General features: G+C 62.4%; 13 protein-coding genes and 1 pseudogene. 5 read left to right on the top strand and 9 right to left on the bottom strand.

Annotation, left to right across the window (positions count from 1 at the left end; translation table 11 throughout):
• Positions 1–200 precede the first annotated feature (200 nt).
• The 5 genes and pseudogenes from QM600_RS08555 to QM600_RS29800 all read left to right on the top strand — a co-directional run.
• Positions 201–1,811, top strand: coding sequence for an ABC transporter substrate-binding protein (locus QM600_RS08555; RefSeq protein ID WP_283261036.1), 1,611 nt, complete (start codon positions 201–203; stop codon positions 1,809–1,811).
• Between the two features lie 53 nt (positions 1,812–1,864).
• Positions 1,865–5,239 carry a serine hydrolase gene (locus QM600_RS08560; RefSeq protein WP_283261037.1) on the top strand — a complete coding sequence of 1,125 codons (3,375 nt, stop codon included), beginning with the start codon at positions 1,865–1,867 and terminating at the stop codon, positions 5,237–5,239.
• Positions 5,240–5,307: 68 nt separating this feature from the next.
• Positions 5,308–6,576, top strand: a complete 1,269-nt coding sequence (locus QM600_RS08565) for an amidohydrolase (RefSeq protein ID WP_502942918.1) — start codon at positions 5,308–5,310, stop codon at positions 6,574–6,576.
• A gap of 70 nt (positions 6,577–6,646) precedes the next feature.
• Positions 6,647–7,036 carry a hypothetical protein gene (locus QM600_RS08570; RefSeq protein WP_349307246.1) on the top strand — a complete coding sequence of 130 codons (390 nt, stop codon included), beginning with the start codon at positions 6,647–6,649 and terminating at the stop codon, positions 7,034–7,036.
• Positions 7,033–7,692 (top strand): annotated as a pseudogene (locus QM600_RS29800) (exonuclease/endonuclease/phosphatase family protein); the annotation flags it as partial. The gene QM600_RS08570 and the pseudogene QM600_RS29800, both read left to right, overlap by 4 nt.
• A 209-nt stretch (positions 7,693–7,901) precedes the next feature.
• Here the strand turns inward: QM600_RS29800 and QM600_RS08580 are convergent.
• The 9 genes from QM600_RS08580 to QM600_RS08620 form a co-directional block, all read right to left on the bottom strand.
• A complete protein-coding gene (locus tag QM600_RS08580) occupies positions 7,902–8,834 on the bottom strand; it encodes a siderophore-interacting protein (RefSeq protein WP_283261039.1) in 933 nt (310 codons plus the stop codon).
• Positions 8,831–10,132, bottom strand: coding sequence for an enterobactin transporter EntS (gene entS, locus QM600_RS08585; RefSeq protein WP_283261040.1), 1,302 nt, complete (start codon positions 10,130–10,132; stop codon positions 8,831–8,833). Before entS ends, QM600_RS08580 begins: the two co-directional genes overlap by 4 nt.
• Positions 10,129–11,142: an ABC transporter substrate-binding protein gene (locus QM600_RS08590; RefSeq protein WP_283261041.1), complete on the bottom strand. Its 1,014-nt coding sequence runs from the start codon at positions 11,140–11,142 to the stop codon at positions 10,129–10,131. Before QM600_RS08590 ends, entS begins: the two co-directional genes overlap by 4 nt.
• Complete coding sequence (locus QM600_RS08595) at positions 11,139–22,862, bottom strand: non-ribosomal peptide synthetase (protein ID WP_283261042.1); 11,724 nt, start codon at positions 22,860–22,862, stop codon at positions 11,139–11,141. Before QM600_RS08595 ends, QM600_RS08590 begins: the two co-directional genes overlap by 4 nt.
• A gap of 172 nt (positions 22,863–23,034) precedes the next feature.
• The gene (locus QM600_RS08600; protein ID WP_283261043.1) at positions 23,035–23,487 is read right to left on the bottom strand and encodes a flavodoxin family protein; all 453 of its coding nucleotides are present in this window, start codon (positions 23,485–23,487) and stop codon (positions 23,035–23,037) included.
• A gap of 45 nt (positions 23,488–23,532) precedes the next feature.
• Positions 23,533–24,180 carry an isochorismatase family protein gene (locus QM600_RS08605; RefSeq protein ID WP_283261044.1) on the bottom strand — a complete coding sequence of 216 codons (648 nt, stop codon included), beginning with the start codon at positions 24,178–24,180 and terminating at the stop codon, positions 23,533–23,535.
• Between the two features lie 37 nt (positions 24,181–24,217).
• Positions 24,218–25,876: a (2,3-dihydroxybenzoyl)adenylate synthase gene (locus QM600_RS08610; RefSeq protein ID WP_283261045.1), complete on the bottom strand. Its 1,659-nt coding sequence runs from the start codon at positions 25,874–25,876 to the stop codon at positions 24,218–24,220.
• 36 nt (positions 25,877–25,912) lie between these two features.
• On the bottom strand, positions 25,913–26,701 hold the full coding sequence (locus QM600_RS08615; RefSeq protein ID WP_502942916.1) for an SDR family oxidoreductase: 789 nt from the start codon (positions 26,699–26,701) through the stop codon (positions 25,913–25,915).
• Positions 26,698–26,928, bottom strand: a complete 231-nt coding sequence (locus QM600_RS08620) for a phosphopantetheine-binding protein (protein WP_283261047.1) — start codon at positions 26,926–26,928, stop codon at positions 26,698–26,700. The genes QM600_RS08615 and QM600_RS08620 overlap by 4 nt, the downstream gene beginning before the upstream one ends.
• Positions 26,929–26,952: the final 24 nt, after the last annotated feature.

Here is a 26,952-nt window from a genome sequence, read left to right on the forward strand (position 1 = left end):
AGAGTCGGATCCGAAGGCGGTGCTCCGGAGGCTTCACGCGGCGGGCGGCTCCGAGGCAAGTTTATCGGTCGGCGCCTCGACCACTGATAGTGACGATCGGACAGATTCGGGCGCTCACTGTGAGCCATTTCAACGAGACCTGGGCCACGTCTCTCGCACAACATTGATCAACGACTTCCTTCGATCAAAAGGTGCATCAGATGAAAGTTCGCTCAGCTCCCACCGCAGCACTGGTCACGATCGGCATTCTCACTATCACCTCGTGTGGAAGCACGGCTGATTCTGGTGGCAAGCCTTCCGGCGACTACGCCAAGGACGGCGCTTTCACTACGATCGTGAACACTGACCCAGGCAACCTTCACCCCCTGATCACCAACCTGAACTCCACGCAAGCGATCAACAGCTATACCAACGACTCCCTGTTGGCAATCAACCCCAAGACTCGTGCAGCAGGCGAGTATCTGGCCGAAAAATGGAGCGACAACGGAACTTCGCTGAGTTTCACCCTCAAGAAGGGGATCGCGTGCGAGGACGGCACGACCTTCACCGCTCAGACTGCGGCGGACAACATCAACTGGGTCGTCGACAAGAAGAACGGCTCGCCATGGCTGGGAGCGTCCGTCCCCGAATCAGCAGTAGCTACTGCTGACGGGGACGAGCTCACGGTCAAGACCGCAGAGCCAGCACCATTCCTCCTCGAGCGCATCGGAGCGCTCAAACTCGCCTGTAAGGCAGCGCTCGACGACCCGTCGAGTGTCCGCAACGGCAGCAATGGAACCGGCCTGTTCAAGGTCACCGACGTAGTGGCCAACGACCACGTCACGCTCGAGCGCCGCGACGGATACAACTGGGGACCGAACGGTGAAACGACCTCCGACACGCTCGGAGTACCCAAGACCGTCACGATCAAGGTAGTGACCGACGCCGCGACGACAGCGAACCTGGTCGTCACAGGAACTGTCAACGCGGCGCCGGTCGCCGGTGCGGATATCGAACGCGTGGAGGCTGCCGGCCTGGAATCGATGACGTCCAATACCTTGAGCGGGCAGTTCATCTTCAACCACAATGCGGCAGTCCCCACCAAGGACGAGGCGGTGCGCACAGCACTCGTGCAGGCAATCGATCTCGACGATTACACGGACATCAACACCGGCAGCAAGGGTTCACGAGCTACGGCATTGGCAGTGGTCGATCCGAGGGCGTGTGACTTCGACAGCGTCGCCGGTGCAGTTCCGAAGTTCGACATGGCTGCAGCGAAGAAGACTCTCGGCGACGCCGGCTGGAAGCCCGGATCGGACGGTGTTCTGACCAAGGACGGTCAAGGTCTGCAACTGACCGTCATCTTCGCCAACTTCCGCGATACCACCTCTGCCGCAGCCGAATACGCAATGAAGCAGTGGCAAGAACTCGGGGCGAAGGTGGAGTTGCGCGGCGGCGACAACAACTTCAACATCTCCAACACGTTCGCGGCGAAGGATCTGACCTCGTGGTCGATCTCGATCGGACTGACCGTCCAGAGCGACACCCCCAGCATCTTCGTTCCGTACTTCTCCGGCCCAACTCCGCCGGCAGGTGTCAACTTCGCATCGATCGACAATCCGAAGTACACCGAACTGGTCGCGAAGGCCTCGGTTCTTCCCGGCCGGGAATCCTGCACGGTATGGAAGGAAGCGGAACAGGCGCTGTTCACGTCTTCTGACGTCATTCCGGTATCCACGTCGCCGAGCTACATGTTCTTCAATGGCGCAACGGCCTTGTACGCGCCGATTGGCGGCGCCCTGGCGGGGCCAGGCATCCGTGTTCTGAAATAGTCCGGAAGACAAAGCTTTACGTCTGAAAATACTCTCCGATTCGAAGGAACTACATGAGCACCCGTCCATTTTTTCTCGACGACCTGCATCGCGTGGTCACGCCCTCTGAAACCGCAATTTCACCCGACGGCACCCTCGTCGTCTTCGTCCGCTCGGAAACAGTTGTGGGAATGGCGACGACATCGCTGTGGGTGGTCTCTCGCGAAAACGAACCCCGTCGACTCACTTCGGGACCCGCTGATTCCGCTCCCCGGTTCTCGCCGGACGGCACCTCGATCGCCTTCCTTCGGAAGGTCGGCGATTCCGCGCAGCTCCATCTCATCCAGATAAGCGGTGGCGAGGCCGATACCCTCACCACCGCAGTATCACTCCCCCTCGGCGCAGGTACACCGGTCTGGAACCCCGATGGAAGCGCGATTGCATTCGCCGCAGTGGTCTCACGCTCGGACTCCACCGATCCGAACGCTCCCATCGTCACCGACCGACTCGGATACAAGGTGGACGGTGCCGGTTGGCTCGGCACGTACCGGCGTCACCTGCACATCGTCGATCTCGAGTCGAAGGCAGTTCGACGTCTCACCGACGGCGACTGGAACACAGACGTACCGTCTTGGTCTCCCGACGGCCAGGCTCTTTCCTTCACGGCAAATCTGGAGCCGGACAGCGATCTGACCCTCACGTTCAGTGCCTACCGAATCCTCGTCGACGACCCGGCAGTCCCACCGCAGCGACTCGGTCACGCCACCGGCGTGCAAGGCTCCACATTGTGGCACCCGAGCGGCGATTCGGTCATCGCGATCGGCACAGCCGAGATCCGCGTCGGATCCGCAGACCTGATCCGACTGTCCGTTCCCGACTCAACCGAGACACCTGTCGACGTCACTCTGACCGCTCATCTCGATCGCAACGTCATGCCCGGTGCACCGGGCTACCCCGGTGGCACACCAGCACTTTCGAACACCCGCGACGAAATCGTCTTCTGTCTCCGCGATCGCGGATGGACGCATCTGCACGCGATCGACATCGAAACCGGCACTACTCGACCCCTCGTTGCCAACCCCAACGAAGTTGTCTCTGCGCTCTCCGTTGCCAGTAACGCTCGCGTGGCCTCCGTCATCGTCACCACGCAGCAGTCATTCGGTGAGGTCGCACTCGTCGACCTCGACAGCGGTGCCGTCACCACGCTGACGAACCTCACGGCAGAAGCGCTCCCCGAGGTGACATTGTTTGCCGCCGAGGAACGCGAATTCCCGATCTCCGACGGCCGCACCGTACACGGTTGGCTGCTGTCCTCCCCCGAAACCGACGGCGCTTCACCACTTCTGCTCGACATCCACGGCGGTCCCCACAACGCCTGGACTGGAGTTGCCGACGCATATCACCCCGCCCACCAGGTTCTCGCAGCACAGGGTTGGCGCATTCTCACCCTCAACCCCCGCGGATCGGACGGATACGGCGAGGACTTCATGTACGCCCTCAAGGGCGCCTGGGGAACTTCGGATCAAGCCGACTTCCTCGAGCCGCTCGATGCGCTGATCGCAGAAGGTCTTGCCGACGCCGACCGCCTCGCCATCGCCGGATACAGCTATGGCGGCTACAGCACCTGCCACCTCACCTCACAGACCGATCGTTTCGCCGCAGCCGTAGCCGGCGGGCTGATCTGCGATTTCGGCGCCTTGGCCGGAGTCGGCGATTTCGGTCCGCACCTGGCATCACTCGCCACCGGCACGACGGTCCGCGAAAACGCGGCCAAGCTCCTGACTGTTTCTCCCATCGCCGCTGTGAAGAACGTGGTGACTCCGACGCTGATCTTGCACGGCAAGTCCGACGAACGGTGCCCGCTCGGTCAGGCCGAGGCCTGGTTCGCAGCACTGCGCCAGCAGCATGTGCCCGCCCGACTGGTGGCGTACCCCGGCGCAAGCCACGGTTTCCTGGCCAACGGTTCGATCGCACACCGAATCGATTACAGCACGCGGCTGATTGAATGGGTAGAGCGCTACACCGCCGCGGAGCTGCCGACGGCCGGCCTGGCCAACGCGTCTGCCGGAGCCGACGTCTGGAAGCGCTCACTGGACGTACTGAGTGAACGCTACGGTGTCACCGGCGCTCAATTCGGTATCCTCACACTCGATTCCGAGGGGCGGGAGATCACTCGAACGACGGTGGCTTCCGGCGTGGTCAATGCGAACACCGAGGTGAAGGTCTCCACCGAATCGCTGTTCCAGATCGGATCCATCACCAAGGTGTGGACGACCATGCTCGTCGTGCAGCTGGTCGACGATGGCCTGCTCGATCTCGATGCCACGGTCCGGTCGATCCTGCCGGACTTCGCACTGGAAGACGAGGAAACGGCCGCACGCGTCACGGTTCATGCTCTTCTGAACCACCGCAACGGAATCGACGGCGATCGCTTCATCGACAAGGGCCGTGGCGACGACGTCGTCGAACGCTACGTAGGGGGCCTCCGCGAATTCCGTCAGGTTCATCCATTCGAGGACGGTTTCGCGTATTCGAACTCCGCGTTTGTCCTCGCAGCTCGCATCGTCGAGGTTCTCCGCGGCGGCATCTGGGACGATATCCTCAAGGAGCGGATCATCGATCCGCTAGGTCTCGAGCACACGGTCACCCTGACCGGTGATATTCCGAGATACTCTGCGGCAGCGGGCCATACCGCGAACTCGGTTGTGATGCCCGTCTGGCCGATCACCCGCTCGATGGGGCCGGCCGGCTGCATCACAGCCAGCATCGGGGATCTGCTCACCTTCGCCGAACTCGGACTCCTCGAGGGCCGGAGCGTCGACGGCGTGCGGATCGTGTCGGAAGAATCGGCCGTCGCGATGCGTACACCCGAAATCGATCTCAGTGAGCTGTTCCCAGACAAGTCCGGCTGGGGTTTGGGATGGTTCCACGAAAACTGTTCGGGTGAAGAGACTTTCGGGCACGATGGCAGCACCATCGGACAGCACGCATATCTGCGTGTCTTCCCCCGCCACAATGTCGCCATCGCACTGCTGACCACCGGTGGCAAAGCTGACGGACTATATCGTGATCTCTTCACCGAGGCCGCAACGGAATTGGTAGGACTCAAACCCCCGCAGGCCCTTGCCCCGCACCCCTCGAGCGCGGAGTCGATTCCGGATTCGGTTCTGGGCAAGTACAGTTCGGGCGGAATCGCAATCGAGTTCCGTCGTGGCGAATCGGCGGACGAAGCCGTGATCACCGATCTCGGCGAGGTCGCCCCGAATCCAGAGGAAGATGATTCGGCCCCCAAGAAGACCGAATCGGTAGTCACTCTCGTACCGTCGCAGATACCAGGCACCTGGACCACCCGCCAGCCCGGCGCCGCCGGTTGGACGACGGTGCGGCCGCATCGCGGCGGCGTGTACGTCGGATTCCGGTTCCTACCACGGGTAGATGCCCGCCGATGACCGATACACCCACATTGCGGTACACGAACGCCGCAACACCGAACGCCACCGAACTCAAGGAATTAAAGATGCAAGAACAGTTGCAAGATAATTGGATGACTGCCGCCGCCGACAACACCCTGCCCACGAACATTCGCGCGCTCTACCAGGATCTGCACCGAAACCCCGAACTGTCCTTCGCCGAAACACGCACCGCCGGCATCGCCGCCGATCACCTACGAGCGGCGGGATTCGACGTACTCAGCGGTGTGGGACGTACCGGGGTGGTCGGTGTGCTGCGCAACGGCCACGGCCCGACCGTGCTGCTACGTGCGGACATGGACGCACTGCCCGTGAAAGAAGAGACCGGCCTCGACTACGCAAGCACAGCCACCGGCATCGGCCCCGACGGAGCCGAAGTGCCGGTGATGCATGCCTGCGGCCACGACGTCCACGTAACCTGCCTGATCGGTGCGGCCGAACACCTCGCCGCGACCCGCTCACAGTGGAACGGAACACTGATCGCACTGTTCCAACCGGCCGAAGAGGTAGGCGCCGGAGCCCGCGCGATGATCGCCGACGGCCTCTACGACCGCGTCCCCCGCCCGGATGTAGTTCTCGGGCAGCACGTCGGCCCTGCCCCGGCCGGCTGTGTCGGCGTCCGCCCGGGTGCCGCGTTCGCCTCCGAGGACAGTATCGACATCACCGTCTTCGGGCGCGGCGGGCACGGCTCCCGACCGGAGACGACCATCGACCCCGTAGTAATCGCCGCCGCAATCGTGCTGCGCCTCCAGAGCGTCGTAGCGCGGGAGATCGCGCCCCAGGAAACCGCCGTCGTCACGGTCGGACAAATCCACGCGGGCAACAAGAACAACATCATCGCGGCCACCGCGACGCTGGGTTTGAGCGTCCGTGCGTACTCACAGACGGTGCGCACGCGCATACTCTCGGCGATCGACCGCATCGTCCGAGCCGAAGCAGTCGCATCCGGCGCCGAACGTGAACCCCTCATCGAATTCGCGGAATCTATCCCGGTGACCGTGAACGAACCCGCCGCCACCGAACGCACCAATAGCGCCTTTCGAGCGGCATTCGGCTCCGATGCGGTCTACGACCCGGGACAGGTGAGTGGCAGCGAGGATGTCGGCGAGCTCGCCACCGCGGCCGGGGCCCCGCTCGTGTACTGGATACTGGGCGGTACGGACGCGCGCGAGTTTGCGGCCGCAGTGGCTGCCGGAACCGCCGAGCAGGAGATCGCGTCGAATCACTCGCCGCACTTCGCCCCGGTGATCGACCCGACACTCGACCGAGGGATCGAAGCTTTAATTGTGGCGGCGCGAGAATGGCTGGGATCGTGAATGTGCATGTCGTGGCGGCGGTCCCGAAGTAGGGACCTTCGACGGCTGCCTATCGAAGGACCCGACGAAGTTGCCGACGGGTATGATCTTCACAGACGATGTGTTGTCCGGAACACCGACCGCTGCAGGTACTTATACGTTCATTCTCGAAGCTGCTCACGGTGTCAATCCTGATCTGACGCTCACCGTCACCGTCAATGTCGCCGCAGCTTCGATAGGAGCCTGTGACCTCCGCGGGCCCCACTTCTACGGAAGCTTCTGCGACGCACCGCCTACTTCAGACGTTGCAACGCTTCAACGTAAAAAGCCGACGCTGGAAGCACGTTTCACCATGATGACGAATACGGCTCGAGATATGTTTCGACGAGCTATTTTGGGTGCGTGCTCACAGACACGACGACCCGGACTCCAGCATGGCGCCAGGCAACCTCTCGGAGTGGACAGCGACTCCGGTGGATGACGGTGCTGCTCCTGTGGTCACTCGTGGGTGTTCCCACATCCGCGGATGCCGCCGTCCCTGCGCCGCACGACGCGATTGCCGCGGACACAGCCGCCGAGTCGGGCACCTTCCGTGCACTGACATACAACATCGCCGGCCTGCCGGCAGTACTGTCGAGCGCAAAAACAGACCGGCCGTCGAGCACCACCACCATCGGGGCGAGGCTGGGGCCCTACGACGTGGTGAACGTGCAAGAGGATTTCAATTACCACGCCTTTCTCTACGCTGCCGCCGGGCACCCGTACCGAACACCGACCAGCGGCGGGGCCGGGTTCGGCAGCGGCCTGAATACCTTGTCCATGCTCCCGCTCGAGGGTCCGACGCGAGTGAGCTGGGAGGCTTGCTGGATCGGCAGCGGTGACTGCTTGACGCCCAAGGGCTTCACGTTCACCCGGATCCACCCGGCAGACGATGTGATCATCGACGTCTACAACCTGCACACCGACGCCGGATCCGACTCCCCGGACATGACGGCCCGCGCAAACAACCTGGACCAACTCACCCGCTTCATCGCCGCGCGGCCCGCCGGCAACGCCGTCGTCGTCATGGGAGACACCAATAGTCGGTACACCCGATCCGGGGACTCCATCGCCGAATTCGCCGCGGCAAACGGCCTGCGTGATGTGTGGGTGGATCTGGTCAGGGACGGCCAGCCCCCAGCGAAGGGCGAGCCCGCACTACTTTGCGACGAGACCGCACCGACCGTCGACTGCGAAACCGTGGACAAAGTCTTCTACCGTAGTGGCGATCACGTCACCCTCGGGGCGACCGGATATCGCAACGCCCACACCGAATTCGCCACCGAGGACAGCATGCCCCTGTCCGATCATTTCCCGATTGCGGTCGACTTCGCCTGGTCTTGCACCGGAACCTGTGTGTCCGGCAACGACACTGGGCCAATCGGGGCGGAAGGAATGGGCTCGTCGTCGTCCTCGTCGAAGTCAGCAACTCCTCGCTTCCAGTAGCCGGTGATCAAGTGGTCACCGGCGCTCAATCCGAGCTCGTCGCGTACGAACCGTCGGATCGACTTGAGGCTCGTGGCCTCACCCGACACCCAGGCGTAGATGCGCTCGCCTTCCGGCACGGACACCGTTCGAACTGCACGCTCGAGCAGGTCGGAATGCCCAGCCGGAACGTCGCCGCGGTGCAACCACCGAACCTCGACGCCCTCGGGAGCGGCCAGTTCGATCTGCTGCGACGCATCGGTGACCTCGATAAACGCCCATCCCACGGAGGCTTCCGGAAGCATCTCCAACCAACGAGCAATAGCAGGCAACGCGGTGATGTCGCCGGCCAGTAGGTAGCGGTCGTACGTCCACGGAACGACGACGCCACCAGGCGGACCCGCCACGTGAACCCGGGTTCCGGGAGTTGCCGCAATGGCCCAGTCAGAGGCGAACCCGCCGGAGTGGAGCGCGAAGTCGAGGTCCAACTCCCCCAGGTCGGCGTCGTACCTCCGTACGGTGTATTCACGTGAAATGGGAAGTGGGCGAGGCCACTTCAGACCGTTGCCATCACGCTGCGGCAAACGTACGGTGCCGTCGGCATCCGGGTACACCAGCCGTACGTGCTCGTCGGGGGCGTGCGATTCGAAGCCCGCCAATTCAGGGCCAACCAACGTCAGGCGCAGCAACCCGGAACCGACCATGGCACTGCGAACAACTTCGAGTTCGCGAATACCGATGGGGTACGGCACTTTTACGCCGCTGGCGCCGGCCCGAACTTCGGCGATGGTCGCGAGGTGATCTCCTCGGTTCATGAACTGCCTTCCTTTTCCTGCTGTGCCGTGCCTACCGGCTCCGGACTTTCACGAAGATCCACTTCGACAACTTCCGACGTTGCCCGCCGTACCGAACCGAGCGTCCCGAGAAGCACCAACCCCAGAGCCGAACCGGCAATACCCAAGGCCAACAGTGCAGTTCCCGGTTCCAGCCACTGCCCGAGGAATCCGGCTGCCATCGACCCGATGGCAGTACCTGTGACGGCTTGCACCATCCACAGACTCGACACTCGGCCGCGAAGTTCGTCGGGTGTGTTCTGTTGGAGTACCGCAAATCTCAGAATATCGTTGAGCGCTCGTCCGAGCCCGAAGCCTGCGAGACCCAGGAATGCGAGAACCGCAGCACCCGACGCCCCGAGAACTATAAGCCCGACCGGCATGAAGGCGACCGAAATCAGCATGGCCGCACCGTTGCGGTGAACACGTCCGGTCCATCCACTGGTCAACGACCCGATAACAGCGCCCACCGCAGGCGCTGCGTAGAGCAGACCCAGCATCGTGGGCCCGCCGCCGAGCACCTGATCGACAAAAGCCGGAAGTAGCACCATCGGCCCACTGACGAACATGACCAACAGTCCGCTGATCAGGATCCCCCGAATGACGGTATGGCTGCCCGCAAACTTCACCCCTGATACAAGAGCTCGAATTGGGCTCTCATGATCAGTTCCCGGCGCCGGGGCCGGGCCGACTGCCTGGAACAACGTGACAGTTCCGGCCGTGGCCGCTGCGGCTACGAAGTACGTAAAAGGAATGCCTCCGGCAGCGATGATCACGCCGGCGACAGCCGGCGCGATCATCGTCCCGATATCGGTGGTCAGCGCCACCAGTGCGCCGGCTGCCGCCATCTTGTTGCGCGGCAACAACGTCGGCATCAATGCCATCAGCGCCGAACTACTGATACCGCCGGCCAATCCGTCGATCGCCGCTGCGACGTAGATGACCCACATCGACGGATGCGTCAGTAGCGCATTGCATCCGAGAATGATAAATCCGAGACCCGCAGCGCTGCGGGCCAATTGGATGGTGCGTCGCCGATCGTATCGATCGGCGAGCACACCGCCGAACAGGCTACCGAAGAACATCGCGACAGCCATCGCGGTGGAAACTCCGGCAACCTGCAAGGTTGACTTGGTGAGCTGGTACGTCTGCGCGGGAACTGCTACGACGAGCAGGCCGATCCCGAGCAGCGAGATCAATCGTGCGGAAAAGGCGTACCGGAAGGGACGGCTGGTCCGCAATGGTGAAACATCGATCACCAGCCCACCGAGTCGGGTCATCCGAAGGTCTGACCGATCAGGTCGAGAGTCGCCATTGCGCCGTCGTAGTCAGGACGGTAGCTGGTGGCGGGGAGCTCGAACGTCGTACCGGCCTTGAAGGACGGCAACTGCGAGTACAGCGGATCTGCAGCAAGTTCCGCCATCGGACGTCCGGACACCGGAATGACAAACGCGACAGGCGCGTCGGCAACCTGCGACAGCAGTTCCGGGCTGACCTCGAACGAGTCACCCGAACCGAAGAGCTGCGGGTTACCAGCCTTGGTCATGACGTCGTCGGCAACAAACCCGAGCTCGCTGAGCATGGCGGGCAGGGCTGCCGTCGGCGGCACGAGGTACGGCTTGTTGTTGGCAAGCGAGAGGATGTAGACGACGTTTCCGGCCGGAATCTTGATCTTGCCCTTGACGTCTTTGACCTTGGCATCGTAGGCGGCCATGAGGGCGGGAACCTGATCGGAACGGCCCGCTGCGTCTGCGACGATCTCGAGCTGCTTGTCCCAAGCCGCGACGGTCCGCGGGACCAGAACTGTCGGTGCAATAGCTGTGAGCTTGTCGTAAAGTTCCTCGGCCTGGACAGAAGTAACACCCTGTCCACCACCGATGATCAGGTCAGGGTTGGCTGCGGCAACGGCCTCGACGCTGAGCTGCTCACCAGCGGGAAGTTCCGTGGTGCCCTGTTTCTTGGCTGCATCCGACCATGCCGGCGGGAATCCACCCTCGAGGTTGGTCACGCCGAGGACACGGGTATCGGTGGCAACCACCGGAGCGTCGAGAGCGTAGAGGTAACCGGCGAGTCCGCCGCTGAGCACCACGATGCGCTCAGCGGAAGCCGGCACGGTGACGGCTCCCTTGTCAGTTTGGACTACGCGCGTCGTGGGCTCATCTGCCTTGGCAGGTTCGTCCGACGACGCACTGCTGCACCCGACCATCGCCATGAGTGCGACGATCATCAGTCCCGCGATAGCGGCGGGACGTCGCCTACTCCGTGTCGCGAACGGTGGTGTGGACTTCATTTTTTATCTCCCATTGTGTTTCTCACTGTGTTTCCCACTGTGTGGTCTGTGTGCGGCGACAAAGCAAGATGTGTCGCAAGTTCGGCAACTGTCGGATGCGCCATCAATATCCCGACGCCGACGGTGATCGCGAGGTCGTGTTCGACCTCGCCGACCAAGTGCATCGCCCGTAGCGAATCGCCACCGAGATCAAAGAAGCTCTCCTCCGGGTTCACGGTTTCGACGCCGAGAACGCGCGCAAAGACCTGGCACAGTTGCCTTTCGGCGTCTGTGCGCGGCGCCCGTGCCGCCTCGCGCGGCGGGGGCGCCGGCAATGCCGCCCGGTCCAGTTTTCCGTTCGGGGTCAACGGGATCGAGTCCACCGTGACGATATCGGACGGAACCAGATGCGCCGGAACACGTTCGCGCAAGTACGGCCGAAGATCACCAGGCGCACAACCGGCTTCGGGAATCACATATCCGATCAGACGTGGCGCCGTACCGTTCTCGCTGCGAACCGTTGCCGCCGCGCGAAGCACTCCGGGGCACGCGGTGAGCGCTGCTTCCACTTCACCCAACTCGATTCGAATCCCTCGAATCTTCACCTGATGATCTGCGCGGCCCCGGTATTCGAGTTCACCGTCCCGGCGCCGCAGAACCATGTCGCCCGTTCGATACATGCGCCCACCCAGTACGTGCGGATCGGCGACAAACACCGAGGACGTCAGCGCGGTTCGGTGAAGATAACCCAGAGCCGTGCCGTCACCGGACAAGTACAACTCCCCCGCTGCTCCAACGGGAACTTCACGCAGACCCGAATCAAGCACTCGCGCATAAGCATTACGCACTGGTCGGCCGAGGCACGGCGTGGCGCTTCCCTGCACGGGCGACCCCATCGCATTGATCGTGAACTCGGTCGGTCCGTACAAGTCGTAGCCGTCGACGCCCTCCTGATCGCGCAATCGTGACCACAATTCCGCGGGCACGGCTTCTCCGCCGAGCATGACCAGCGCTGGGGTTCGTTCACCGTCCAGGAGACCCGCTGCCATCAATTCCCGTGCATACGACGGCGTCACGTTCACCACGTCGATGCCGACGTCACGGTAGTGCTTGACCAGCGACCCCGGATCCAAGCGGGCCTGCTCGTCGATCACGTGAACTTCATGGCCGGCAAGCAGCCAGAACAGTTCTTCCCAGGACATATCGAACGAGAACGACACCGTATGCGCAATGCGCAGACGTCCGGCCTTCTTCTCGGTGGGAGTAAAAATTTCGGCCTTGTGGTTGTGATACATCGTGGTCAAGCCGCGGTGACCCACCACAACGCCCTTGGGTTTGCCGGTACTACCGGACGTGTAGATGACGTACGCAGGTTGATCCGCCGTCGTCGGTCCACCGACCGCTGACTCGGAGACAACCGGTGCGTCGACTCGCCCGTCGAGCACGTCCGACACACCCGGCGTGTCGATGACTACGCACGGATATCCTTCCGGGGTAACAACATCACGCTGCTCATCGGTCGTGATCGCCAGCGCCGCATTGCTGTCCTCGATCAACTCGCGCAATCGCGCCGGCGGATGTGCCAGGTCCAGCGGAAGGTATGCGGCTCCGGTCCGCATGACGGCAAAGATCGCGACAACATGGTCTGCAGTACGCGGAAGAGCCAGCGCCACAACGCTGGACGGACCTGCACCCGCCCAAGCCAGGATCCGTGCCAACCGATCAACACGAGTGTTCATCTCTGCGGCGCTCAGTGTGACGTCGCCGAAAACAAGCGCGGTCGCGTCCGGTGTCGCCAGCGCTCGCTCCCGCAGTAGCGCGTCGACGCTGCCGCCGGGCTCGCTGGGAAGTGGCATCCGGACACGAGGCGGCGCGAACTCGACGGGGGTGCCCGAAAGCGGAACAGCGGTATCGGCAACCGTCACATCGGAACTCGCGATCAGTTCGAGGATCGCGACGGTTCTGGCCAGCAGGTCCCGTGCAACGTCGGCGGGAACCAGATCGGGCCGGTTCTCCAGTACGAGCGACATCGAGGCGTCACCAATTCCGTGCTCTCGAACTGCGGGATCAACATCCAATGTAAGCGCGTAGTGAGTACCGTCCACTGCATCGAAATCCACGATTCCGCTGCGCTCGAACGTGTTCCGACGTCCCTGTTCATCACGCGGGGTATTGCGGAAGACGTAGAGCGTGTCGAACAGCGCCGCAAACCCTGCGGCGCGCTGAACATCGCCGAGACCGAGATGGTGATGTTCGAGCATGGACCCTTGTTCACGGAACAGGCGACCGAGCAGTTCCGGAATCCTCTCCCCGGGCCGCACCTGAACACGCACCGGAATGGTGTTGAGCGCCAATCCCACCATCCGATCGGCGCCGTCCACATCAGGTGAGCGTCCGGACACCGTCGAACCGAAAACGACGTCGTCGCGGCCCGTCACCGCGCGCAATGCCAAGCCCCAGGCAGCGGAGACAACGGTGGACAGTGTTACGCCGCTACGGCGGGCAAGGTCCCGAACAGCGTGGGTAGTGCTCGGTTCCAACAGAACTCGGGTGAATACCGGAAGCGGCGCGCTTCCGCCGGAGCCGATACCGCCCAGGAGCGTCGGCTGCTCGAGGTCTGCCAGATAATTCTTCCATGCCGACAACGCCTCCGCGCGATCTGTTTCTGCGAGCCATCGCAGGTGGTCACGGAAATCGGCGGGTTCATCCAGCGCTGTGTCCAGGCGAACCGGATCGGTGCCCTGCGAACGCGCGAACTCGTACAGTGCAAACAGTTCCGAATACATCAATGTCTGTGACCAACCATCGGTCAGCAGGTGATGCTGTGTAAAGACGAGGTGCGCTCCCCCACCCGGTAGCCACACCAGGACCATCCGGATGAGCGGCGGAGCACTCAAATCGAAGAGTGTGCCGAACTCTGCCTCGTCCAAAGTCTGGACCACAGAATCCAGTTCATCAGTGGCAACACCGGTGAGATCCACTTCGCGGAACGGCATCGCGGCAGCTTGCGGAACGAACTGGACCGGCGCATCGAAGCCGGCGTGTGTGAATCCTGCGCGCAGATTCGGGTAGCGACGCAACAGTGCATCGCCTGCCGCGCGCAATGCGGACGCATCCACCGCGGCGTCCGCGGAAAACTCGAACCGTGGCTGCATGTGATATGCGTCGGTACCACTTGCCCCGTCGAGTACCGACTGGAAGTACATGCCCTCCTGCAATGGTCCCAGAGGCAAGACGTCCTGCCAGTCCGGACTGAGGGAATCGAGACTTGCCCGACGATCGGCGTCCACTGTCACCAACGGACGGCGAATCTGATCCGGCGCAGATTCCGGCAGTGCCTTACGGTCGATCTTTCCGTTGAGCGTCAACGGAAGTGAGTCCAGAACCGTGATCGTCTGCGGCACCATGTGCTCGGGCAGGAGAAGGGCAACTTCCTTGCGGACCAGCACCGAATCGAGGACCGAGCCTCCGCCAGGAACCACGTATCCGTGCAGACTGCCCGTTCCGGCCGCGTCCACCCGGACGGTGGCCGCGGCACGGGACACGCCGCTCACCGCGTTCAGCGCACCTTCAACCTCACCGAGTTCGATGCGGAAACCACGAACCTTGACCTGATCATCTGCGCGGCGCAAGAAGTGGAGCACTCCCAGGCGGCGTCGCACCAGGTCACCCGTGCGATACAGGCGTGCGCCCGGCACACTCGGATCAGCCACGAACCGCGCGACCGTGAGATCCGGCCGGTTCAGGTATCCGCGCACAACCTGGGTGCCACCCAGATACAGCTCGCCGGCAACACCTTCCGGAACCTCGCGCAGGTCGTCGTCCAGAACTCGCACGTGAACATCGCTCCACGGTCGCCCGATTGTGACCCGAGCACCGAGTGCCAGCACAGCTGACGTCGCCCACACGGTTGCTTCGGTGGGCCCGTAGACGTTTCGCACAGCCGAGCTGAACTGCACGAGATTGTCAGCCAGATCCTGCGGGAGCGCTTCTCCGCCCACCAACGCTCGGACCTGACCGAGTTGTTGCACATTTTCGTGTTCTGACATCACTCGCCACAGCGACGGTGTTGCCTGCATGACGGTCGCCCCGCTGCCGGTAATCAACTCCAGCAACGCATCCGGATCTCGGACCGTCCGGCGATCGGCAAGAACGATAGTTGCGCCGGCGGCCAGGGGGCACAGCAATTCCAACGCCGCAATGTCGAACGACACCGTCGTCACAGCAACAATGCGATCACCAGGCCTGATCCAGCGGTCCTCGATGACAGTGTCCGTGAATGCCGCGAGGTTTGCCGTGGAGACCATCACGCCCTTGGGTCGTCCTGTCGACCCTGAGGTGTGAATAACGTAGGCGAGGTGTTCACCAGCGGGTCGTGGTGCGGGAAGCACAACGCCCGGCGCAGCGAGTTCACCGTCTACCAGAACCATCGCCGGCGCAGCGGGCGGAAGTTGTCCGGCGACATCAGTACTCGTGAGAACACACACCGGTGCCGCGTCCTCGATCATGAACTCGAGGCGTTCGGCCGGGTAGTCGACATCGAGGGGCAGATAGACCGCTCCGATGCGTAGAACTGCCAGCAGTCCGGCCACCAGATCCGCCGTCCGGTCCAACGCGACCGCCACTACCTTTTCGGGCCCGGCACCGGCAGCGACGAGTTCTCGTGCCACCTCGTCCACGCGGGCGGACAGCTCCCGGTAGGTGAGCGTAGAACTGCCGGAAACAACTGCAGTTGCGTTGGGGATGCGCTCGACCTGCCGTGCAAATAGCAGCGAAATTCCCGCCGGCGCCACCTCACGCCGTGGTGGATCAAAACGCGGTTCACCCTCCGCAAAGAGAAGGTCCGAGACGACAACATCGGCGCCCCCATCAAGCACCGACTTCACGCCGTCGAGCATTGCATCCGCGGTGACGGCGTCGAACAACTCGGCGTTGACCGTCAGCCGAAGTTCAGTTCCGGTATAGACAAATTCGAGGTCGACGTGGTCGTCGGCCAGATGACCGACTCGGGCGGCAAACAAACTGGCGCGGGGCCGGTCCAGGAGGTCCGCGATGCGATCGAGCGTCACGTCGCCATGCGACAACGCTCCCGAAACTGCATCTCCGACCCGAGCCACAATCTCACCGAAGGTAGGCCTGCCGTTCAGATTTATCCGAATCACGTTCTCGGTGTTGTTGTCGACGAGGCCGAGTGCGATGTCGCGGCCGCCACCGAATGCGTTGAGAGTGGTTGCAACGGCCGCGATCAGTATCCTCTCGTGATCGATCCCAATGCTCAATTGCCGGATGTATGTGTGCGCGCGGTACGCCGTACCTCGCGGTCGGTCGTAGGGAAGGTCCAGTTCGAGCGGCAAGCCTGCGAGAGCCTTGACCCAGTACTGCTCGTGATCGAGATCGCCCGGAGCGGCGGCAAGACGTACCGACTCCAACTCATCCACGACGGAGGCAGACGTTGTTACGACGTCCCCGACCGCGAACTTCGAGTAGTCGATCTGTGCCGCAGCAGCGAGTCCGCGCGGTGTCGGAGTATCGAAGACATCGGAGACGACGACGCGGATGCCCAGCTTGCGCAGACTTCCCACCAATCGCATCGCAGTCAAAGAATGCCCGCCGAGCGCAAAGAAATTCTCGTCCGGATGCACGCTGGGAAGTTCCAGCACCGTTACCGCACAACGACACACTGCCTCGAGGACCGCAGGGTCCGCGTCAGCTGGTGCAATACCCGGAGAAGCAATCGGCGCAGGCAGGGCTGCAACGGTTCGAGCCACCGGAACAACCGTCAGAACCTCGGACGCAGGCGCCATCGGCGCGGTCAGTAGCCCGGTGAGGATCTGACCGAGCCTGGCGACAATGCGCTGGGCCATCATGCCGGAAACCGCCGCGGGATCGTGGTACAGCACGAGGTCCAGACCCGTGCTCGGCGGCGCCATCAGAGTCACCGGGTAATGCGTGAGACCATGATTCGTAAATCCGTTGACGCGCAGTGTGTGCGAATCAGGCTGACCCGCACCGGAGTTCGGGAAGTTCTCGAAAATCAGCAAGGTGTCGAACAACTGCCCGATGCCGGCTATGCGTTCGATCTCGGCCAGACTCGTGTGCTCCACGTCTTGAATATCGAACTGTGCGCTCTGCAGCCCGGCGAATTGTTCCAGAAGTGGCTCGTCCGCCGTTATGTGCAGGCGGGCCGGAATCGTGTTGCTGAACAGCCCGACCATTCCTTCCACCCCGGACAGATCGGCAGGTCGACCGGACACGGTAGCGCCGAAGACGACGTCCCACTGCCCTGTCACCTCAGCCAGCACTGCTGCCCATACCCCTTGGACCAGTGTGTTGATGGTCAACCCGCGCATACGTCCGAGGTCGATCAGCGCTTTCTCATCAGACTTCGGCAGCGGCACCGGAACACTCACTGCCACGCCGCGTGCCGGTTTCTCGCTGGCAACGAGTGTCGGGGAAGTCAGGCCACGCAAACGCTCACTCCACGCCGCCTCTTGAATGTCTCGATCACGGTCGGCAATCCATGCCAGGTAATCGCGGTACGGCGTCGGCGTCTGCAGAGTTACGTCGCCGTCGTGGTAGACGTTCATCAACTCACGCAAGACAATCGGAGTCGACCAACCGTCTGTGAGCAGGTGATGCGCATTGAGAATCAGCCGATGCACGTCGCCGGGCAGACGAATCAGGAGAGCACGCAACAACGGCGGCCTGCTCACGTCGAAGACGTGCCCTGCGGCCTCGTCTTCCAGTCGATCCGCCGAACGAAGTGCTGCAGCCGCCGGTACGCACGTCAGGTCCACCGAGCGCCAAGCTACCTTCGCAGCACGCGGAATCGCCTGTACCGGGCGGGCGAACTGCTCGTAATGGAAGGCAGCGCGCAAGTTCGGATGCCGGTCGATCACGGTCTCGAATGCGTCAGCCAACCGCGCTTCGTCCAGCGGCCCGCCCAGATCGAAACGCGCGGTCAGGGTGTATACATCTGCGGCGCCGTCTCGAATTGCGTGGAACAGCAGCCCTTCCTGGAGTGGTGACAGCGGAAGAACATCCGCGAGCGGACCGTGGATCAACTCGAGTTCGTTGATGCCGTCCTGATCCACCCACTCTGCCGAGCAGTCCGACGGCGTCAATCCGCCGGAGAAGAGAGCAGCGTGGGCAGTGAGCGCAGCCAGCGCCTGATCCCACTGTTCCTGCAACTGCGTAATGGTCGCGGCGTCGAGCACACCGCCGGCCGCGGTCCATTCGACAGACAACTGGGGCGCACCGTCTTCGCGGACAAATGCGTTGAGCGCCAGCACTTCCGACATCACCTTCGTCGCCGGCTCGACCACCGAGAACGCGTCGTGCTCGGGCAGTCGCCATCCGGTTCCGGGCAAGGACGGGAAGCGTCCGAGGTAGTTGAGCAAGAGTTCGGGAGTGTGCGATCCGGAAAGCTCGGGTGCAGCAACGGGATCCAGATAGCGCAGCACTCCGTAGCCGACCCCGCCACCGGGAACTGCTCGCTTGGATTCCTTGACACCGCGAAGGAGATGCCCAGCGGCCGAACCGCCACTGAGCGCGTCGGCGAGTTGGGCCGCGGTCGAAATTGCACCGGTAGGAACTCGAACCGGGAATTCGCTGGTGAACCATCCGATTGTTCCGGCGAAGTCGCTCTCGCTGGTAAGCGGGTCGCGGCCGTGGCCTTCGACGGTCACGCTCTGCGAGTCACCCAACACCTGTCCGCGACTGTGCTGCCAGGAGCGCAGCGCCAACATCAGGCCGGCGAGCAGTATCTCGTCGGCCCGTGCCCGGTAGGCCGCGGGGAGAGTCGTCAACAATGCTTCCGTCACTTCGGCGGACGCAACAGTCGTCGTGCGCGACGCGGTGTCGACCATGTCGATGGCAGGGTCGAGACGACGCCCGCCGATCGGCGCATCATCGATGGAAGCGGACGCCGAAGTCCAGTAATCGAGTTCGGATCGCAGGCTGCCCGAAGTGCCGAAGTCCGCCAGGAGCCCCGCGTATCGACGCCATGAACTTCCCGCGGTACCCAGCTTGGCCGACCTGCGTTCGCGTGCAGCGTCGGTCGCTTCGTGGAGATCGGGAAGCAGGATCCGCCAGGAAACCCCGTCGACGATCAGATGGTGCGCAACGACGATCAACTGATCGGGTTGATCTGATTCGGTACGCACCACAATGACCCGGAGTAGGTTGCCCGCTCGCGGATCAAGTTCATCCGCCGCGGCTTCGGCAGTACGACAGATCTGGTCGGCATCCGTGTACCCGGAGATTTCTGAGACGAGTCCGTCCGCTCGCACGGCACCCGACTCTCGAACGATCACCTCGGTTGCGCTGCTACCGGTTCCGCGGCGCAGCAATAGCCGCAAGGCGTCGTGTCGATCGAGGATGGCCTGCACCCCGGACTGCACGTCGCCCCGGGTAAGCACTTCGTCGATACGTACCGCAGTCCATTGGGCATATCCCGCGATGGAATCGTCGGTGAGATTCTTGTCGGTCAGAGCGCGAACGATCGGCGGTGCAACAACGGAACCGGTAGCCACGTCGACCACTGCAACCGTGGATGATTTTTCGTCGGCCACATCACGCGCCCCCGCCGCGATGGTTCCCAGATCACGCTGAGCAAGAAGTTCTTTCGGCGCGATGATCAATCCGCGCACACGCAAGCGACTGCTGATGCTGATGGCGGTGATGCTGTCCCCGCCGAGTCCGAAGAAATCCTCGTCGGTACCAACGCGATCCCGTCCCAGAACCTCGGCAACAACATCACAAAGGATCAGCTCGCGTGGTGTGGAAGCAGCCCGACCTTCCGATTCGGCGACCGGCGCCGGCAGCGCCGCACGGTCGAGCTTTCCGTTGACCGTCACCGGAAGTTCGTCCAGAACAACAAGTGCAGACGGAACCAGATGATCCGGAACCCGACTGGCGAGATCGCGGCGCAATTCTTCCTGCGACTGCAGGGTTACCCCGGCAGCAGGGACGACGTAACCGACCAAGGTCGGGCGTCCACCCTCGGTCCAAATCAGTGCAGCCGCAGCCCCGATGCCCGGCACAGACCCGAGAACTGCTTCGACCTCGCTCAATTCGACGCGATGGCCACGGATTTTCACCTGCTTGTCGCTGCGACCGATGAACTCGTATCCACAACCTGGAACCCAACGTGCCACGTCGCCCGCGCGGTACATGCGGTCGCCCGGAGCTCCGAAGGGGTCGGCAACAAATCGTTCGGTAGTGGCGCCAGCCCGGCCGAGGTATCCCCGGGCCAGCTGTGGTCCGGCCAGATAGAGCTCGCCTCGCTCGCCGTCGGCAACCGGCTTCAGAGCACTGTCCAGGAGGTAAGCGCGAGTTCCTGCCAGTGGGTAGCCAATTCGGGGTCGCTCGCCCTCGACGGCCGTCGCAATGGCGTCGACCGTGGTTTCCGTAGGCCCGTACAGGTTCTGCGCCGGCACGCCCGCTTCGATGATCGCGTCCCACAGCGCCGGAGGCGCAGCTTCGCCGCCGACCACCAACAGCGCCAGACGCTGTGGCCCGGTCAGCAATCCGTTGTCGACCAACGCCGCAGCCATCGACGGGGTTGTGTCAACAACATCGATCCTGTCACGTGCGAACGCGGAAACCAGTGCGGCAGCATCCTTCTGGAGTTCCTCGTCATACACGTGAACTCGGTGACCGCACAGCAGCCACAGCAGCTGGTCGAGAGAGGCATCGAAGGCAAAGGAGGCTGTGTGCGCCGTGTGCAACTGCCGGTAGGTGACGCGGGCAGCAGTATCGCGAAAGATCGTCGCGCTGTGATGATGCAACAGATGCGCGAGTCCGCCGCTCGGCACCAGAACACCCTTGGGTGTGCCCGTGGATCCGGACGTGTAGATGACGTAGGCAAGATGATCTCGATGGCGGGCCGCCGCCAGTTCTGCCGGGGCCAAGGGCACATCGGAGTAGCCCGCAAGTTCCTCACTGAACGTGTTGGAACCCATGACCACCGGGACCGGCCGGGAATCCCCGCTGAGTTGTTCCGCCACAGCGCCTGTCGTGAGCACAACCTTCGGCTGCGCGTCGTCGATCAGATCGCGCAGTCGCTCGCCCGGATGCTGTGGGTCCAGCGCCACGTACGCAGCACCGGCATCGAGAGTCGCAAGTAGGGCAACAATCATGTCAGCGGTACGCGGAAGCGCTATTCCGACAATGTCATCCGGGCCGACACTTCGTGCACGCAATGCGCGCGCCAGTCGATGTACTCGTGCGCCAAGTTCTGCAGCGGTCAGTCGCTCCTCGCCGCAAACAAGGACGGTGGTGTCAGCGTGGTCGGCCACAACTTGATCGAACACATCGGGCACAAGGTCAACGCGACCCACGATCGGCGCGCTCACCCGATCAGCGAGCAGTCCCGCGCCTTCGAGAGCGGGCACCATATCCACGTGACCGACAGCGGGATCGTCCTCCCCCACCATTGCATTGATGACGCTGACAAAGCCCGCAAGTCGGCGCGAAACCGAATCACGAGTATTGGTACGGGCATCAACCTCAAAGCCGAGAAGAACTTCACCGTCGGCAATCGGCGTCACGGTCAAACCGAGATCCTCAGGTGGTCCGCCGGCTACGTTGCGCAGAACCCCCACGGCGCCCGCGAAGTCCAAGGCGAAGTCGAAAGCCTTGAGATTTATACCGATTCCGTGGAGCAACGCGCCGGTCCCGGCAACACCGAGATCTCGAGCCAGGTTCTCGCCGCGGTAACGCTGGTGTGCGCGCAGGCTTTTCATCGACTCCGCTACCTGCTTGCTCAAGTTGCTCAGTCGGTCATGGCTGCGGACCGTCAGACGCAAGGGCAGGACATTGACCGCCATTGCGGGCGTCCGCAGAGCCGTACGTCCGACGCGGGCCATGAGCGGCATCGCGATGACGACGTCCGTCTCACCGAGCAATCGATGCAGGAATGCGCCATAGCAAGCGATGAGCGCCTCAGCCCAGGTTGTCCCCGTCGCGTCGGCTGCCGCTTTGAGGTCGGTCAGCGTCTTCGCGCTGATGACGTCGCGAACCTGGATGGTTCGTTCTGCGGGCCCTGCGACCTGTTGGCCGCGTCCGTCCAGCGCGGGCAACGGAGTCAGGACGTCGCGCCAGTAATCGCGGTCTCGGCCGAACTGCTCGCCCGCGCGGTAGTCCTCGTCCTCGGCAACCAACTGCGCAATCGATCCGAATCGTGTTGGCGCAATTTCGGTTCCGTGCTTCAACGCTGTGTAGTGAGCCGCAACGCGGCGCGAGATCATGGCTGCGCTGTATCCGTCGACGATCAGGTGATGGTAAAGCTGGATGCACCACACCTCACGATCGGAGAGCCTGATCAGCGAGTACGTGTACAACGGACGGTCCACCATCAAGCGGCAGTATTCGGATGCTCGACTGCGCTCCGCGTCGACAAGCGCGTTGGCGACCGAGATGGGATCGCGCTCGGCGCGCAGATCTGTGATCGGAATGTCGCGTAGTGGGGTGTCGGAAATGATCTGACGCGGGCCGTCTTCGGTCTCGACCATCCGCAGGCGCATGGTTTCGGCCTCACCGATGGTGGCCTTGATGGCTTGCGTCAGAAGTGCGGTATCAATCGCATCGTCGCCGGAAATTTCGAGCACTTCACCGACGAGATAGCTCCGAGATTCGGGATCGAGTCTCTGTGCGTTCCAGATCCCGAGTTGAGCTCCTGTGAGAGCCAACGAATCGCTGCTCGGCACGCTGGAGTTCGAACCTGGAAGAACGCTCACACTGATCCCCTCGTCTACAGACAAACGCCATACAAGGATGGCCTTACCTTACGATGGGTAGCCTAAACTAAATCTGGAAAAAATGGGGAACGTCGATGCCCTGGACCATGGAATAGTCCAGGGAGAGTTGGAGCTTCAACAGACTAGTGTCAACAAAACACTGCGGGAGTTCTCACTCCATCAGCGTTGCAGCAACCGTTCCGCCCAGCTCGTAGCACTGTTCCCGAATCGACTTATCCACCGGCGCAATCACTTCGAGTGCGTCGGCTACCGCAACCAAACCCATCCCGGCCGCAAGTGTGCGCACCGACGACACGGCTCCTGCCGTGTCGTTGTTGCCATGCACCCACAGCCCGTAGGGCCGATCCGCAACCGCGCCCAAGCATTGGTAGTAGGTGGTGTCGAAAAAATACTTCAACGCTCCGGACATGTACCCGAAATTCGCCGTAGTTCCGAAGATGTAGCCATCAGCAGCCAGGACATCCGGCACAGTCGTGGCCAATGCCGGAATCACCTTCACATCGACGCCCTCGATCTCGGGGTCGTGAGCGCCGGCCAGCACGGCATCGAGCAGTTCGTGCGTAGTGGGCGAGGGCGAATGGTGAACCACCAACAGAGTCTTCACGCACACGAGAATACGGCGAAGCGCAATGCCCGTCGCTGTTCTCGCTCAAGCCGGAACGGTCTCGGCACTCATTGCCTTGACCAGATCGTCGGTACGGGTGACCGAAGCGCAGCGCCCTGCGGCGTATTCGAGAGCCCCGACGTGCTCTTCCAACGAAAAGTCCGCCACCGCATCTCCGACGAAGAAGATTTGAACATCCTGCATAAACCCGTCCAAAGCGGTAGTCAGACAACCGATGTGCGCGTAGATACCGGTGATAATCAGCTGATCGCGGCCACTCGCGCTCAGCCGTTCCCGAAGGTCCGTCTTGATGAATGCGCTGTACCGCCACTTCGTGAGCATCACGTCTTCCGGGTGCGGTGCCAGTTCGGAGATCACATCGGTGTGCGCGGGGTCAGCTTTCAAACCTGGTCCCCAGAAATCCGACAACAGCGCTCGCTCCTCGGGATCTTGATCTCCCGGCTGCGCGGTGTAGACAATCGGAATTCCGGCAGCGCGGGCAGCAGAGCGAAGTCGGTCGATGTTCGGGACCATGGTCTCGAGAGGATCGACACTTCGGTCGTAGGCATTGACGAAATATTCCTGCATGTCGTGCAAGAGCAGCACAGCGCGCGACCGATCCAGAGTCCAGTCGACACGGTTTTCGGGAAATTCGGTGGGCATCGCATATCGCACCGCGGTGGGTAGAGCCATGAGATTCTCCTCGAGATGTCAGGTGGAATCGAACAACTCAGGACATCTGAGCGGCTATCGATTCACTGATTTCGCGGCGCAGCGCCGCTTTGCTGGTCTTGCCGACTCCGGTGACCGGGAACTCCGTCACGAATTCCACTCGATCCGGAACCTTGTATGCCGCAACGCCTCGCGCACGGATGTATCGCTTGATATCGCCGACGCTCGGCGCTTCACCGGAGACAACCAACACCGCGCAGGTCCGCTCCCCCAGGAATTCGTCGGGAACGGCGACGACGGCCGCATCGTGAACCGCTGGGTGTGAGAGCAGGTGGTTTTCGATTTCCTCGGCGGCCACTTTTTCGCCGCCGCGGTTGATCTGGTCTTTTGCGCGGCCCTCGACAATCAGATGCCCGGTTTCGGTGACACTGACCAAATCGCCGGTGCGGTAGAAACCTTCGGCGTCGAAGGCCTCGGAGTTGTGGGCGTCCGCGCGGTAGTACCCGCGAATTGTGTACGGCCCTCGGGTCAGAAGGTGTCCGGTGGTTCCGGGTCCGACGGTGTCACCGGCATCGTCGACAACTCGCACCTCGTCATCGGGCGAGATCGGCCGGCCCTGAGTACCGACGATCAGCTCATCACTGTCGTCGAGCCGCGTGTAGTTGACCAAACCTTCAGCCATTCCGAACACCTGCTGCAGCGTGCACCCCAGTTCCGTGCGAACCCGAGCTGCGGCTTCCGCACTGAACTTCGCGCCTCCGACGCCCAGAACCCGCAGACTCGACAGATCATGATCCAACCTGCCGGGAGCTGCCATCCACGCCAATGCGATGGGCGGTACCAGAGACGCATGGGTGACGCGTTCCTGGTCAATCAGCCGGAAAGCGGTAGACGGCATGGCATCCGGGGCAAAAACAATTGTGCCGCCCGCGTGAAGTACGCCCAGAATTCCGGGCGAACTCATCGGAAAATTGTGTGCTGCCGGAAGTACCACCAGCATGCGTGTCGATTCGTCGACGCCGCAGATGGGGTTGGATGCTCGCACCGAATACAGGTAATCAGCGTGGGTGCGCGGAATCAGCTTGGAGACACCGGTCGTACCGCCGGAAAGCTGAAGAAACGCAACCGAGAGAGGATCCACGGAGGCCGGTACCAGCGCCTCGCTTTCCCTCAACGAACCGAAGCTGACAAACTCTCCGGCCTCGCCGGCAACGATCACGATCGGCGGCATTTCGAGCATCTCGATCACGTCGCGAGCGAGGGTTCGGTAGTCGAACCCTCCGTGCCGCTCAGCGACGATATACGCAGCGACATCAGCAAACTCGCAGAAGTATCCGATTTCGGTACGCCGATGCGCGGGCAGCCCGAAGACCGGTAGTGCACCCAACTTCAGCACGGCGAACAGCGCCTCGGTGTACTCCACGATGTTCGGCAATTGCACCAGGACCCGGTCACCGGGCCCGATGCCCAGTGCTGACAAACCGCCGGCGACCGCCGAACTTCGACGGTCGAGTTCGGAATAGGTCAGGCGTATATCGACTCCACCCCCGTCACGACCCACAACGGCTTCGTTGTCGGGAAAACGTGCAGATGCAGCAGTCAAAAACCCGGCGAGCGTATCGTCCGTCCAATAGCCCTGCTCACGATAATGTTTCACCAACTCGGGCGGATACTGTGCCACCGGAGCCAAGGGCTCGCGGGCAATCCTCGTAGTCATGCGGAGACTCCTCTTCGAAGATTCGACGGATAATTCTCATGCTTTGAGCGTGGCGCCACCGTCTACGTACAGCGCCTGCATGGTGATGTGCGCTGCCCGATCGGACAACAAGAAGTGCACAGAGTCGGCAATATCAGCTGCAGTTGCAAGCTTACCCAACGGAATTCCCAGGCGATACGCGGCGAGGTTACCTTCGATCACGGCCTGAGCACCCGCGTCGCCGTTAGGATCGACCCAGAGTGAACGCTGCATGGCGGTATCCGTTGACCCGGGAGCTACGACGTTGACCCTGATTCCGTCGCCGGCCAGTTCGAGTCCGGCAGTACGGACCAGCATCGTTGCTGCAGCCTTGGACGATCCGTAGGCACCCATACCAATCCGAGGAATACCCGCGGCGTTGGACGAGACGACGACTATCGAACCCACCCGACGCGTACGCATCACTCGTCCGACGCTCTGCATGACATTGAGCAATCCGAAGACGTTGACGTTGAAGACGTTGCGCCACACTGACGGATCCGAGTCGAGCACAGCGCCCGTATCGAGTACACCGGCCGCGTGTGCCAGAGCATCGATCGTTCCGAATCGTTCGACGACCGACTCGATCGCCATGTCGACGCCGTCTCGATCAGTCACATCGACGACGTAGGTGACGATCTCACCGCCGTACGTTACAGCCAATTCAGCTGCGACACTGCTGAGTTCAACACCATCACGATCAAGCAGCGCCAGAGAGTACCCGTCCGAGGCCAGCATCCGAGCCACCGCGGCGCCGATACCCGCAGCGGCGCCCGTGACAACGGCAACCCTAGAGCGCGAATTCACCGGGGGCACAGAACCGCTGCCCAGGCATTGATCGTCTGCTCTTCCGCCAACTCCGCGAAATCTGCATCCGCCCCGTCTGCCCGCCAGCGTTCGACGAGCGTCATGAGGCGGACCGAGTCCAATCCTTCATCTCCGAGATCCGCGTCGCCGCCGAGTTGTTCTGCCCTCATCGACAGAACCTCGGCGACGTCGCGCACGATCCGATCGCGGTCTACGGTGCTGCTCATTGATCTCCTCGAAGTAGTGATCGA

The organism is Rhodococcus sp. IEGM 1379 (genome assembly GCF_030056815.1).
Classification (GTDB): domain Bacteria; phylum Actinomycetota; class Actinomycetes; order Mycobacteriales; family Mycobacteriaceae; genus Rhodococcus_F.

Bases quoted from the DNA above. Each gene is read 5' to 3' on its own strand.
- QM600_RS08555 (WP_283261036.1), top strand. From the start codon at position 201: ATGAAAGTTCGCTCAGCTCCCACCGCAGCACTGGTCACGATCGGCATT.
- QM600_RS08565 (WP_502942918.1), top strand. From the start codon at position 5,308: ATGCAAGAACAGTTGCAAGATAATTGGATGACTGCCGCCGCCGACAAC.
- QM600_RS08560 (WP_283261037.1), top strand. From the start codon at position 1,865: ATGAGCACCCGTCCATTTTTTCTCGACGACCTGCATCGCGTGGTCACG.
- QM600_RS08610 (WP_283261045.1), bottom strand. From the start codon at position 25,876: ATGACTACGAGGATTGCCCGCGAGCCCTTGGCTCCGGTGGCACAGTAT.
- QM600_RS08580 (WP_283261039.1), bottom strand. From the start codon at position 8,834: ATGAACCGAGGAGATCACCTCGCGACCATCGCCGAAGTTCGGGCCGGC.
- QM600_RS08605 (WP_283261044.1), bottom strand. From the start codon at position 24,180: ATGGCTCTACCCACCGCGGTGCGATATGCGATGCCCACCGAATTTCCC.
- entS (WP_283261040.1), bottom strand. From the start codon at position 10,132: ATGACCCGACTCGGTGGGCTGGTGATCGATGTTTCACCATTGCGGACC.
- QM600_RS08620 (WP_283261047.1), bottom strand. From the start codon at position 26,928: ATGAGCAGCACCGTAGACCGCGATCGGATCGTGCGCGACGTCGCCGAG.
- QM600_RS08590 (WP_283261041.1), bottom strand. From the start codon at position 11,142: ATGAAGTCCACACCACCGTTCGCGACACGGAGTAGGCGACGTCCCGCC.